This window comes from Saccharothrix sp. NBAS 001, assembly GCF_056640475.1.
Window position 1 is genome coordinate 2,714,033 of sequence record NZ_CM153251.1, and the last position, 12,521, is coordinate 2,726,553.

Sequence of the window (12,521 nt, forward strand, 5' to 3'; positions counted from 1 at the left end):
CGGTCGGTCAGGAACCGGCGCGCCTGATCTGAATTCCGAGTGGGATGACCAGCAACCACGCCGCGATCAGCAGGAAACCGATACCCGGCGCGCTCTGCACCTGAATCAGCGCGACGACGCCGAGCGCGGCGAACACCACCGCGAGCAACAACACCACGCCGGCCCGCGAGCCGCGCGGCAGCCGCGCGCCGCGCACCGCGGCGACCATCGCCCCGAGCAGGACCGCCATCGCCGACGCGACGAACGGCGTCGCGCCCGAACGGTCGAGTACCGCCTGGTCAGCGGCTATTCGGCCGGTCCACCAGACGAGCAGCGCGGTGGCCAGCAGCACCTCGGCCATGGCCGCGCAGGTGAGCGCCGTGGTGAGTCGGTTGCGGTTGTCACGGGCGCTGGTCATGGAGGACTCCGCTCGGTCCGGCGTGACGGCCACGCAGGAACATAGCGCCCGCCCGCTGCCCGAATGGGTATTTCCAGCACATCGGGTCGTCGATCACCCGATCGCGCCCGAAGAGTGCGGAATACCTGGCCGGATTGCGCACGGGCGGTCACCGGGAACCGCATGACATTCGCATTGGAATTCACCGTGCGACGTGCGCCGGAGGTGCCCTGCGACCGCTGTGTGAATTCGTGGTGAACGCGGTCAGGCGTCGGTGTCGCGCTCGGCCAGGTGGGCGTCCATGGTGGTGTTCAGGTCGGCCACGAACGACTCGAACCGCTCCAGGAACTCCGCCGGGTAGTGCGCCATGGTGGCGTCCAGCCGGCGGGCGAGCGGGCCGAAGAACTCGTCCGCCCGCTGCTGGATGTGCGCGCCGCTGTGCAGGGTGACGATCCGCCGGTCGGCGTGCTCCCGGGTGCGGGTGATGTGCCCGGCGGCTTCGAGCCGGTTGAGCAGGGCGGTGGTCGCGCCCGTGGACAGCGGGATGCGCTCGCTGAGCCGGGCCGGCGAGAGCGGCGCGCCGCGCTCCTCGGCGGCGGCGATCTCCAGGAGGGCGGCGGCGTCGGTGGAGTGCAGGCCCAGCCAGGCGGCGAAGCGGCGGCCGAGTTCGGTGTAGTGGCCGCCGTAGACCCGCAGTTCCTCCATCAGCCGTTCCCGTCGCGCGGCGACGCCGTCGAGCACCGGTTCCTCCATGCGGAGCCGTCACCTTCCCTCTTCCGCCGCGCCGACCGCGCGTTTTGACAACCTACCGCCACCACTTTACCTTCATGGTGGAATTACTTCACGATGGAGGTATCGAGATGAGCGACCCCGCCCTGACCACCGGGCCCCACCGGTGGAGGTGGCTGATCCTGGCGGTGGTGCTCGTCGCGGAGATCATGGACCTGCTGGACGCCTCGATCGTCAACGTCGCCGGTCCGGCGCTGGAGGAGTCCCTGGGCGCCGGACCGGTCGGGCTGCAGTGGGTGATCGGCGGCTACGCCCTGACCCTGGGCGCCGGGCTGGTGCTGGGCGGACGGCTCGGCGACCGCTACGGGCGACGCCGGGTGTTCCTGTTCGGCCTGGCCGCCTTCACCGCCGGTTCGCTGCTGTGCGCGCTCGCGCCGGACATCACGTCGCTGATCGTCTTCCGGCTGCTCCAGGGCACCGCCGGGGCGATGCTGCTGCCGCAGGGCCTGGGCCTGCTGCGGGAGAACTTCTCCGGCGGCGAACTCACCAAGGTCTTCGGGATCTTCGGCCCGGTGCTCGGCCTGGGCGGCATCGTCGGGCCGGTCCTGGGCGGCGGCCTGATCGAGGCGGACCTGTTCGGGTTGGGGTGGCGGTCGGTGTTCCTGGTCAACCTGCCCGTCGGAATCGCGGCCATGGTGATCGCGGCCAGGGTCGTGCCGAGGAAGTCCGGGGACCGCGCCGTGCGGGTCGACCTGGTCGGCGCGGCGCTCGTCGCGGCGTCCTGCGCGCTGCTGGTGCTGCCGCTCAACCAGGGCCAGGAAGCCGGTTGGCCGCTGTGGACGTGGCTGTCCCTGGCCGGGTCGGCCGTCGGGTTCGCCCTGTTCGCGCTGCGGCAGCGCCACGTCACGGCGACCGGCGGCCAGCCGCTGGTGACCCCGGCCCTGCTGCGCAAGCCCGCCTTCACCGTCGGGCTCGGCGGCATCGCGCTGTTCTTCGCGGGCCTGGTCGGCACGCAGCTCGTGCTGACCCTCTACCTCCAGATCGGCCGGGCGTTCACGGCGGGCGAGGCCGGGCTGGGCAACCTGCCGCTCGCCGTCGGCACCGCGATCGGGGGAGCGGTCAGCGGTGCCGTGCTCGCCGACCGGATCGGCCGCAAGGTGCTCCAGGTCGGGCCGCTGGTGCAGCTCGCCGGCGGGGCCCTGCTCTGGTTCGAGCTCGACGGCCTGGACGCCGCCGGGTTCTCGGTCTGGGACGTCGTGCCGGGCGTGACCGTCGCCGGGGTCGGCGCGGGCATGGTCATCGCCGCCCTGTTCAGCTTCATCCTCGCCGCCGTGGACGACGACGAGATCGGCTCGGCCTCGGGCGTGCTGTCGGCGGTGCAGTCCATCGGCGGCTCGGTCGGCGTGGCGGTGTTCGGCTCGGTGTTCTTCGCCCGGGCCGAGACCGGCGACTTCACCGGCGGGTTCCAGCACGCCCTGGTCGTCCAGACGTGCCTGCTGGTCGCGTTCCTCGCCATCACGTTCCTGCTGCCGAAGAAGGGGCGGCCCGAGGACGCGCAGCACGGTGCCGCCGACGTCCCGCACGCCGCCGTGTGAGTCGACGTCAACGTATCGGTTGACGCGATCAGCCGTCAACCGATACGTTGACGCCATGGCCGATGATCACCGCACCGAGCCCGACCCGACCCGGGAACTGGTGTCCCGCTACTTCGACGGCCGGCGGCGCAGCCGCTTCGTCGACGAACTGCTGTTCGCGGCCGGCTCCGCCACCCCGCCCGGTCTCGCGCCGCCCCCCGGCGAACCGCAGCCGCCGGAGACCGCCGCCGCCGCGCTGCGCCTGGTCCCCACCGTCCGCGACGACCTGGACCGGGCCGAGGTCGCGCTGATCGAGGCGATCATGGACCGGGGGTGGACCTGGGAACAGCTGGGCACCGCGTACGGCGAGCGCTCCAAGCAGGCCATGCAGCAGCACTACCGGCGCAAGGGCGGCGACCGCGCCTGGCCGGGGTCCGAACGGCACCGGCCGGCACCCGTCCCGGTCGAGTCCTCACCGCACCGCCTCACCTCCGCCGAACTCGACCCGGGGGACGTGGAAGCGGTCCGGGCGGCCATCGCCCACCTGATGGCCACCACCTACGACATCGCCGGCGAGCACGTCGCGGACGGGGCGTGGGTCGGCTTCGACCCCGACGCCGACGTCTCCGAGCAGATCTCGGCGGTGGGCCTGGAGGTCCTGCCCCGCCTGGAGGTCGCCTGCCGCGCCCTCGCCCAGGGCATCACCACCATGGTCAGCGCGGCCTGGGACCGGCGCGACCCGGACCGCGAGGCCCGCCGCCGGCTGTCCTGGACCGAGCGCCTCGGCGACAGCCAGCGCGACCTGGCCCAGTGGCTCGAACGGATGACCCACGAACTGCCCCGGGTGGACCGCCGGCTCGTCGTCGGGCAGCGCAACCGGGTCCACGACGACCACGTGGAGGTCGACGCCGCCAACCTCGACCAGCTGCGCGCCGCGTTCGACCACACCGTCGTGCGGCTGCGACAGCACCGCGACACCGTCGACCAGGTCCTCGCCGAACTCGACCGGCGGCGGGCCGAACTCGACGCCCACCAGGGCGCCTGACCGCGCCGCCGGCCCGGCGGACCGACCGCCGGGCCGGCGCGCGTTCACCCGGCCGCGCCGAACCACCGGGGCAGGTGGGCGCGCAGGTCGTCCTGGTCGTCACCGACCCACGCCACGTGGCCGTCCGGCCGCAGCAGCACGGCGGGCACGGCGAGTTCCTCGCTGACGTCCACGACGTGGTCGACCCGGTCGGCCCACCCGTCGGCGGACAGCCGCCCGGTCTGGTCGAGCAGCAGCCCCCGGCCCTCGTGCATCAGCCCGTAGAGCCGGCCCCGCTTGAGCGCCACGTCCCGCAGCCGCCGGCCGAGCAGGTCGTGGCCACCGCCGAAGTCGTAGCGGACGTCGACCGCGATCACCTGCGCGGTCAGGAAGCGGTTCACCTCCTCGAAGTCCATCAGCCGCGCCACCAGCCGGCGCACCGCCCGCGGTCCGGGTTCGGTGGACATCAGGTGCATCTGCGCGCGGGTGTTGTCCAACACCCGGGCGGCCACCGGGTGCCGTTCGGCCTGGTAGCTGTCCAGCAGCCCCTCCGGTGCCCCGCCGCGCACCTCGGCGGCCAGCTTCCAGCCCAGGTTGAACGCGTCCTGGACGCCCAGGTTCAACCCCTGCCCGCCGGTCGGCGGGTGGACGTGCGCCGCGTCGCCGGCCAGCAGCACCCGCCCGACCCGGTAGCGCTCGGCCTGCCGCGTGGCGTCGCCGAAGCGCGAGAGCCAGCGCGGCGAGTGCACCCCGAAATCGGTGCCCGCGACCGCCCGCAGCTGCCGCTTCACCTCGTCGAAGGTCGGCGGCAGCCGGCGGTCCTCGGCGACCCCCTCGGCGGGCACGCCCACCCGGTACCGCCCGTCGCCCAGCGGCATCGCGCCGAACCGCAGCTGGGTCTTGCGGACCTCGGTCATCACCGCGACCAGCTCGTCGTGCGGGGTGGACATCTCCATCTCGCCCAGCAGCGTGTCGACCCTCGACGGCTCGCCGGGGAAGCCGACGCCGAGAAGCTTGCGCACCGTGCTGCGGCCGCCGTCGCACCCGACCAGGAACCGGGCGCGCAGGCGCGTGCCGTCGGCCAGGTCGACGCCCACCCCGTCCTCGTCCTGGTCGAACCCGACCAGTTCGCGACCGCGCCGGATCTCCGCGCCGAGTTCCACGGCGCGCTCGGCCAGCAGGCGGTCGATGGCGGGCTGCGGGATGCCCAGCACGTACGGGTGCGCGGTGTCCAGCCCCTCCGGCGCGGGCTTGCCGATCCCGGCGAAGAAACCCCCGAGCGGGTGCCGCGTGCCCACCGCGAGGAACCGCTCCAGCAGACCGCGCTGGTCCATCACCTCGATGCTGCGGGCGTGCAGGCCCAGGGCGCGCACGACCCGGGTCGGCTCCGCGTCCCGCTCCAGCACGACCACGTGCACGCCCCGCAGCCGCAACTCGCCGGCCAGCAGCAAACCGGTCGGTCCGCCGCCGGCCACGATCACGTCAATCATGAAACCCCCATTTTTCCGCGATCCGGCGATTTCCCCGGTCCGGCGGGAGAGTCTGCGGCACCACCGGGGTCTTGCCGCAAGACCCGGGGTGCGCTATACGTTGAAGTGGGAGGAGAGCGCCACCGTCCGCCGGGTGGCCTGCGCTCTCCGGACGCCTTCGGCACCGGCCGCCCGGGTGCCCGTCGAATGGCCGCCGGCTCCCCGCCGATCCCCGGTCCGACCAGCACGCGGAACCGAGCGTTATTCGCGGTTAATTCGCGTCGACCGCGCCATGCCCATTCAAGACGGCCGCGAAACTTTACATTTTAACAGTTCCCCGGCACTCGGTCGCGGTCTTTGCGACTAAAGGCGGTACCGGGGTGGGGTGCGCGGGGAACAGTCTGGGATGCGCCGGAATTGTCCGGTGCCGGGCCCACGCGAAGGTCCCGGCACAACCCACTGATCGGCGCGGTCCCCCCGCGCTTCCCTGTGAAAGTGAGTTGCCGGTATGCGCAAGATCGTCAAGGGGCGGCGTCTCGTCGCCCGGTCCGCCATCGCCCTGGTCGCCGGCGCCCTGACCGCCGGTGTCACGGCGGCCCCGGCGGCCGGTGTCGAGGGCTACGCGACCGAGGTCGCGCAGTCCGCGATCGCCGACATGACCACGAGGGACGGGATCCCGCCCGCCGAGGCGGCCGAGATCCTGCGCACGCAGGACGTCAGCGTGCGCACCCTGGACCAGATCAGCGGCAGGCTCGGTGCCCGCGTCGCGGGCACCTACCTGGACGCCCACGGCAAGCCGGTGGTGAACGTGCTCGACACGGCCGCCGCCGACCAGGTCCGCGCGTCCGGGGCCGAGGCCAAGCTGGTCCGCCACTCCACGCAGGCGCTGGCGTCGGCCCAGAGCACGCTGGAGTCGGTGCCCGCGGTGACGCACACCTCGATCGGGCTGGACCCGAAGACCAACCAGGTCGTGCTCAGCGTGTCCGACGCCGCGACCGGCGGCGACCTCGCCGGGCTGCTGCGCGCCGCCGACCGGCTCGGCGACCGCGTGCGGGTCGAGCGGGTCGCCGGCGAGATGCACCTGGCCATCCTCAACGGCGAGGCCATCACCGGCGGCGGCACCCGCTGCTCGGTCGGCTTCAACACCAACAAGGGCGGCCAGAACTACATCGTCGACGCCGGGCACTGCACCCGTGCGGTGTCCCAGTGGAACGTCGGGCCGTCGCAGGGCGCGAGCTTCCCGACCAACGACTACGGCCTGATCCGGAACACCTCCGGCAGCGCCCCGGGCGCGGTCAGCCTCTACAACGGCTCCAGCCAGAAGATCAGTTCGCACGCGCCGGCGACCGTCGGGCAGCGGATCCAGAAGAGCGGCAGCACCACGCGGCTCACCTCGGGTTCGGTGCAGCGGCTCAACGTCACGGTGAACTACTCCGAGGGCTCGGTGCACGAGCTGATCCAGACCAACGCCCTGGTCAACCCCGGTGACTCCGGCGGTTGCCTGTTCTCCGGGAGCGTCGGCCTGGGCATCACGTCCGGCAAGAGCGGTGGCACCTCGTACTTCCAGCCGGTCGGCGAGGCGCTGTCCGCGTACAGCGTGACCCTGAACCCGTAAGGCGGAGCAGGGGCGTGGGCGGCACGCGGCGGTCTCACGACCGTTGCCGCCCACGCCCCTCGCGGTACTTGTCGACCACCACCACGAGCACGGTGACCCCGACCACCACCGCGCAGACCGCCAACTGCTGCGCGACCGGCGTCGCCGGCGGGTCCGAGGCGAACGGCAGCGCCAGCAGCGGCGCGCCGCCCAGCACCCCGAACGCGAAGCCGAGCGGCCGGGTCCACTCCCGGAACCGGTGCCGCACGTAGAACAGCATCGCGGTGCCGCCGCCCAGGGCGACGACCCCCGACACCACCTGCCGCACCGGACTGTCCAGAAGGGACAGTGCGACCAGGACGTAGTTCGCCCCGCCGAGCGCGCCGTAGAGGGCCATCACCCACACCGACGGGAACCCGCCGGACACGGGCGGCGGGGAAGCCGGCGGCGCGTACCGGGGCACCGCGAGCGGCGGCTGCCCGCCGGCGGGTCGGGCAGGCGGGTCGGGCGGCACCGCGCCCCGGTTGCCGGACCGCGCCTCGGACCGGACTTGCAGGTACAGCGACACCACGCCCACGAGCAGGCCCAGGACGCCCGTCACGAGCCCGATCACCTCGGAAGCGGCCGACATCGCAGCAGTGTCCCCCGGTCGCCGCCGCCCGCGAAGCGGCCATCCGGGTGCGGCCCCGCGCGGCGGATTCCTCCCCGGAAGCTCCACTCGATCTTCACGGACACCCGGCAACGCCACCTCCGCGCCGCCCGTCCCTCCAACGTGACCAGACAAGCGGACGTGACCGCGTTCACCGAGTGGGTGCGGGACTTCGAGAACGAGGCGGACCGGCGTCGGACGACCGGCGACCCGGACTTCGCGCGCGGTGCCGTGATGCCGGCGGCGGTGGTCGCCAGTGTGCGGCGCTTCCAAGTGGGGGAAGCGGGGGACGGCGCGAACCTGATCGCCAAGGCGTCCCGCGCCGGAGACCCGGTCTACGCGGCGGCGGTGCGGATGTTCGTCGCCGAGGAGCAGAACCACGCCCGCGGGTTGGCGCTCCTGCTGGGTTCGGCCGGTGCCACGACGCTCGACAGCCACTGGAGCGACGCGGTGTTCGTGCGCCTGCGCCGGGCGTTGGGGCTGCGGCTGGAGCTGATGGTGCTGCTGATCGCCGAGGTCGTGGCGCTGGGCTACTACCGGACGTTGCGCGACGGGTCACGCGACCCGCTCGTGGCCGAGGTCGCCGATCGCATCCTGGCCGACGAACGCCGCCACGTCCCGTTCCACTGCCTGCGGTTGCGCGGCGAACTGCCCCGGGCCGTGCACGGCGTCTGGTGGCTGCTGCTGCTCGGCGCGCTGACGGCGGTGTGCTGGGACCACGGCCCCGCGTTGCGCGCGCTCGGGACGACCCGGCGCGGGTTCGCCGTCGAGGTGATGCGGCAGTTCAAGGCCGCCGTCAGGTCGACCCGCGACCCGCACGACGACCTGCTGCCCGCCGCCCGCGACGAGACCACCTCCCGGCGGTGATCACGGCTTGGCCGGGCGCTCTCCCGTGCCGCCCGGCGCGACACCCCGACCGGCCTGAGCCGGCCGGGGGTCGTTCGGCGGCGTCGGGCACACCCGGTCGGACGGCCACCCGCCGACCGACGCGCGTCCGACGGCGGGTACCACCGGGCCCGCCGCCCTGGGAGGTTGGCAGTGGTCCGCGCGACCGGTCCGCGAGCCTGGCCGCCGGCGTCCGCGTGCGCCGCGACCGCGCTTCCGACGTGACCCCGCCCGCTCCCGGAAGGAACCCCATGGGCACCCGCACCACCTCCAGGCGATTACCCGTCCTCCGCTTGGCGGCGGCCGTTCCACTGGCCGCCGCGCTGGCCGTCCTCGGCACCGCACAAGCCGGGGCCGCGCCCCGGTTCGTCCCGCTGCCCGCCCTGCCCCACGACAAAGCCGACTGCGCCACCGTCGTCGACGACACCGGCGTGATCCTCGGGTACTCCTCACCCGACGGCTTCGAGCACATCACCCCGGTGCGCTGGACCCGCGACGGCGCGGTCACCGCGCTCGGCGTCCTGCCCGGCACCACGATCGCCCGCCCCGCCGGCGTCGACGCGCGGGGCGTGGCCGTGGGCGACGCCGCCCCGCCCGACCGGAACACCGTGCCGGTCCGCTGGGCCCCGGACGGCGGCGTCACCGCGCTGGACAGGCTCGGCCGCGACCACGGCAACGCGACGGGGATCAACCGTCGCGGCACCGCCGTCGGCGTGGTGTGGACCGGTGACCAGCCCAAGCAGGCGGTCCGCTGGGACCGCGACGGCAGCGCCACCGCGTTGCCCGGCCTGCCCGGCGGCCTGGGCAGCTTCGCCGGCGCGATCAACGACCACGGCATCGCGGTCGGTTCCGCGAAGGACAGCCGCAACAACAACCACGTCGTGCGGTGGGCCGCCGACGGCACCATCACCGACCTGGGCACCCGGCCCCCGTTCGCGGAACTCGTCGGCATCGGGATCAACGACCGGGGCGCGATCGTCACCCAGTCCTACACGCCGCTCAGCCCGGCCCGGCTGGACCCGGACGGCCGCTTCACGATCCTGCCGCCGTTCCCCGGCGGCAACGGCGCCTTCGTCTACCGGATCGGCAACGACGGCACGGTGGTCGGAGCCGCCTACGGCGCCCCGGGAACCGACCCGCAAGCAGCGCGCTGGGGAGCCGACGCCGCCATCACCGCACTGCCGGTTCCGGCCGGCCACGTCGGCGGCGCGGCCATCGGGATCAACGACCGGGGCACCATCGTCGGCTGCTCGCACACCACAGACCCCAACGACTACCACGCCCTGCTGTGGCCTGGCCGGACCTCGCACTGACCCGAACCGCCCGGCCCCGCGTGCGCGCCGCCCGGCCCGACGACGGGGCGGCGCGCACGGTCGGGGTCACGACTCGCCGGTGATCCTCGCCGAGCCGATCGAGGCCGCGGTGATCGCCCTGGCCGCGGTCTGGGTCGAGGAACTGGAGTTCAGGCTGGTCAGCGACGCCTGGTTCAGCGCGTGCACGACGAACTCGTAGGTGTTCACCGTCGAGGGCGAGCACGGGCCCTGGTAGCCGTACAGGCTCGCGCTCCCCTTGTAGTACACCTGCCGGGATCCCGCCGGGACGGCCGGCTGGTAGACGTGCTGGACGTTCTGGGGCAACGACTTCGCGGCCACCGGGATGTCGTAGATGACCCAGTGGATGAGGTTGGCGTTGTCGAGGTCGCGCATGACGATCGCGTAGCTCTTGGCCGCCGCCGGAGCGCCCGACCAGGCCAGCGGCGGGGACTCGTTCTTCTTGGCGGGGTCGTTGCCGCCGCCGCTGGTGCACTCGTGCACCTTGGGGATCGTGCCGCCGTTGGCGAAGGCGGCGCTCGACAAGGCGAACGCGTTCCGATCGGCCGACACCGGCGACGCCGCGGCGGGCACCACGCCGGCACCGGTCATGAGCAAGGCGCAGAGCACAATTCGCGTGCTTCTCACTGGAGGCTCCCGAGGATACTGGTGGTTCCTTTGGTCCGTCCGTGGTGAAGATGTGCGGCGTGCGGTGGAACCAGCGTAGGCATTCCGGATTCCGGCGGCCAACACCGCATTTCCCGCCACCCGGTGTTGTGCCTGGTCGATTTTCGCGCCGCACCACGTTGGCCGTGATCGTGACCCCCGAACACCAGCCGCGGCGAGCCTCCGGACTTTCCGGCCGGCGTCGACGCGGCTATTCGTCCCGGCCCGGACGCAGCACCCGACGCACGGTGTCGCGCAGCCACCGGTCGGCCCCGTCGGCGGTGTGGCGCGGGTGCCAGGCCATGCCGGTCATCAACGGCGGCAGCGGGATGTCCACCAGCCCCAACGCCCACGCCGCGGCGACGCAGGCTCGCCCGGCAACGCGGTCGGCACCAGGCAGACCACGTCCCCGAGCGCGGCCAACGCCATCGCCGCCAGGTGCCCGGCCCGCACGCCGACCGCCATCCGCAGCATGACCAGCTCCTCGACCCGGGTCTCCGGGTAGACGTGGTCGATCACCCCGACCTCCAGGTCGGTCCGGCCCCTCGCGCAGCGCCGGACCCGCCTCCCACTCCTCGGTCGGCACCCGCAGCGAAACGCCCGGTGCCGACCGACCGCCTGGTCGACGCGAGCACGCCCGGCACCATCGCCGCGCCTACCAGGTCCGAGGTCTGGACGGTGAAGGTGCGCCGCCGCGCGAACGGGTCGAGGTGGTCACCGGCTCGCACGGCGACCCCGCGACCGTCGATCACGCCTTCGCCGGGGCCGACGCCGTGTTCTGGCTCGTGCCGCCGGACGGCTCGCGCACACCCGACGAGGCAGGTCGCGGCTTCACCCGCCCCGCCGCGCGGGCGTTCGCCGCCCACGTCGCCGGCGTCTCCGCACTCGGCCGAGGCACCCCGCAGGCCGCCCACACCGGGCTGGTCACCGCGACCTTCGCCGTGGACGACCTCATCGCCGCCTACCGCACCCTGGCCAACCCGTCGTTCTACGAGAACCCCCCGGAAGAGGCCGACTCGATCCGCGAGCACGGCGTCTTCACCGACACCGCCGCCCCGGACCGCACGGCCCCGATGGTCGCCGTCGCCGCCACGGCCGCCGGACTGCTGCTGGACCGCTCGTGGACTGGCGTCGACAGCGTCCCGGTGCTCGGCCCGCAGGACCTCTCGCCCGCTGGTCGACGCGCTGCGCGAAACCCCTTCTGGGACCGCTACTTCGAGGTCGTGGACCTGCTCGTAGGTGTCGAGAACGGCTACGCCCGCACCTACGACCTGGCACCGGCGGCCACCATCGCCACCTGACACCCCGACCTGACCGGGTGCCGCCCCGGGCGAGGGCGGCACCCGGTCAGGTCATCGCGTGCGGCTTCGCCGTGGCGCGCAGTTCGGCGACCAGCCGGCGGACCGCCAGCGACTGTGCAGTGGCGTGGGTGGCCACGTACACGATCCGGCGAGTCGGCCCGCCGTCACCCAGCGCGGTGACCGTGACGCCCGGCGGGGTGGCCATGAGGCTGAGCTTGGGCAGGATGGCCATGCCGATGCCCTGCGCCACCATCGACAGCACCACACCGTCGTCGGCCACGTCGAGGGTCGCCTCGGGCAGCCAGTCCTGGCGCGCCCACCACGTCCGCGTGTAAGACGAGCAGTTCTCCGCCCAGTCGATCAACGGGAAACCACGCGGCTCCCGGTGCCCCGCCGGGTGCACCAGCAGGTACGGCTCCCGCAGCAGTTCGCCCGCGACCAGCCCGCCCGGCGGGCTCGACTCCTCGGCGAGCGTCGCGATCGCGACATCCGCGCGGCCGTCGGCCACCTCGCCGGCGGTGCCCCGGCCCACCTCCGGCACGACCAACACCCTCGGACTCAGCCCGGGGTGCGCGGCCGTCAGCCGATCGAGCGCCGGCGGCAACAGGTGCCCGGCGGCACTGCGGAAGGCCGCGATGCGCAGCGGCCCGGTCAACGCCCCCGTCGCCGCGCCACGCGCCTCCGCCACCAGCACGTCGAGCTGCCGCAGGATCTGGCGGGCGTGCACGAGCACGCGCAGCCCCGCCTTGGTCGCCCGCGCACCGGACCGACCGCGCTCGAACAGCACGGCACCGATCTTCCGCTCGCACACCCGCACCGCGTGGGACACCGCGGATTGGGTCAGCCCCCGGTCCGCGGCCGCAGCGGTGAAGCTGCCGGTGCGCTCGACGGCGAGCAGCAGACGCAACTCGCCGGGGCTCAGATCGGTGGCGCTCACCCACCCA

General features: G+C 73.6%; 14 protein-coding genes. 6 read left to right on the plus strand and 8 right to left on the minus strand.

The features are described 5' to 3' along the window. Positions 1–7: 7 nt before the first annotated feature. Positions 8–340, minus strand: a complete 333-nt coding sequence (locus AC0HI0_RS11365; RefSeq protein ID WP_480932268.1) for a hypothetical protein — start codon at positions 338–340, stop codon at positions 8–10. Positions 341–640: 300 nt separating this feature from the next. After that, entirely contained in the window at positions 641–1,129 is a 489-nt protein-coding gene (locus AC0HI0_RS11370) for a MarR family winged helix-turn-helix transcriptional regulator (protein WP_480932269.1), read from the minus strand. Between the two features lie 107 nt (positions 1,130–1,236). On the opposite strand from AC0HI0_RS11370, the gene AC0HI0_RS11375 reads away from it, so the two are divergent. After that, the gene (locus AC0HI0_RS11375) at positions 1,237–2,700 is read left to right on the plus strand and encodes an MFS transporter (protein WP_480932270.1); all 1,464 of its coding nucleotides are present in this window, start codon (positions 1,237–1,239) and stop codon (positions 2,698–2,700) included. A 55-nt stretch (positions 2,701–2,755) separates the two neighbouring features. Then, positions 2,756–3,724 carry a hypothetical protein gene (locus AC0HI0_RS11380; RefSeq protein ID WP_480932271.1) on the plus strand — a complete coding sequence of 323 codons (969 nt, stop codon included), beginning with the start codon at positions 2,756–2,758 and terminating at the stop codon, positions 3,722–3,724. A 44-nt stretch (positions 3,725–3,768) separates the two neighbouring features. Here AC0HI0_RS11380 and rox read toward each other — a convergent pair whose 3' ends face one another. Then, positions 3,769–5,193, minus strand: coding sequence for a rifampin monooxygenase (rox, locus tag AC0HI0_RS11385; RefSeq protein WP_480932272.1), 1,425 nt, complete (start codon positions 5,191–5,193; stop codon positions 3,769–3,771). Positions 5,194–5,680: 487 nt separating this feature from the next. Here rox and AC0HI0_RS11390 point away from each other — a divergent pair, with 487 nt between their 5' ends. Beyond that, the gene (locus AC0HI0_RS11390) at positions 5,681–6,787 is read left to right on the plus strand and encodes a S1 family peptidase (protein ID WP_480932273.1); all 1,107 of its coding nucleotides are present in this window, start codon (positions 5,681–5,683) and stop codon (positions 6,785–6,787) included. A 34-nt stretch (positions 6,788–6,821) separates the two neighbouring features. On the opposite strand, the gene AC0HI0_RS11395 is transcribed toward AC0HI0_RS11390, so the two are convergent. Continuing rightward, positions 6,822–7,397, minus strand: a complete 576-nt coding sequence (locus tag AC0HI0_RS11395) for a hypothetical protein (protein WP_480932274.1) — start codon at positions 7,395–7,397, stop codon at positions 6,822–6,824. A gap of 159 nt (positions 7,398–7,556) precedes the next feature. Here AC0HI0_RS11395 and AC0HI0_RS11400 point away from each other — a divergent pair, with 159 nt between their 5' ends. Together AC0HI0_RS11400 and AC0HI0_RS11405 are read left to right on the plus strand one after the other, a co-directional pair. Next, complete coding sequence (locus AC0HI0_RS11400) at positions 7,557–8,282, plus strand: ferritin-like domain-containing protein (protein ID WP_480932275.1); 726 nt, start codon at positions 7,557–7,559, stop codon at positions 8,280–8,282. Positions 8,283–8,551: 269 nt separating this feature from the next. Next, the gene (locus tag AC0HI0_RS11405) at positions 8,552–9,613 is read left to right on the plus strand and encodes a hypothetical protein (RefSeq protein ID WP_480932276.1); all 1,062 of its coding nucleotides are present in this window, start codon (positions 8,552–8,554) and stop codon (positions 9,611–9,613) included. A gap of 66 nt (positions 9,614–9,679) precedes the next feature. Here AC0HI0_RS11405 and AC0HI0_RS11410 read toward each other — a convergent pair whose 3' ends face one another. From AC0HI0_RS11410 to AC0HI0_RS11420, 3 genes are all read right to left on the minus strand, one after another. Then, complete coding sequence (locus AC0HI0_RS11410) at positions 9,680–10,240, minus strand: YbhB/YbcL family Raf kinase inhibitor-like protein (RefSeq protein ID WP_480932277.1); 561 nt, start codon at positions 10,238–10,240, stop codon at positions 9,680–9,682. Between the two features lie 247 nt (positions 10,241–10,487). Beyond that, entirely contained in the window at positions 10,488–10,613 is a 126-nt protein-coding gene (locus AC0HI0_RS11415; protein ID WP_480932278.1) for a hypothetical protein, read from the minus strand. After that, positions 10,589–10,795 (minus strand): hypothetical protein, encoded by a 207-nt coding sequence (locus tag AC0HI0_RS11420; protein ID WP_480932279.1) that lies wholly within the window; start codon positions 10,793–10,795, stop codon positions 10,589–10,591. The genes AC0HI0_RS11415 and AC0HI0_RS11420 overlap by 25 nt, the downstream gene beginning before the upstream one ends. A gap of 191 nt (positions 10,796–10,986) precedes the next feature. Here AC0HI0_RS11420 and AC0HI0_RS11425 point away from each other — a divergent pair, with 191 nt between their 5' ends. Then, positions 10,987–11,577: a darcynin family protein gene (locus tag AC0HI0_RS11425; protein WP_480932280.1), complete on the plus strand. Its 591-nt coding sequence runs from the start codon at positions 10,987–10,989 to the stop codon at positions 11,575–11,577. A gap of 46 nt (positions 11,578–11,623) precedes the next feature. Here the strand turns inward: AC0HI0_RS11425 and AC0HI0_RS11430 are convergent, their stop codons facing one another. After that, the gene (locus tag AC0HI0_RS11430) at positions 11,624–12,514 is read right to left on the minus strand and encodes a LysR family transcriptional regulator (protein WP_480932281.1); all 891 of its coding nucleotides are present in this window, start codon (positions 12,512–12,514) and stop codon (positions 11,624–11,626) included. Positions 12,515–12,521 lie beyond the last annotated feature (7 nt).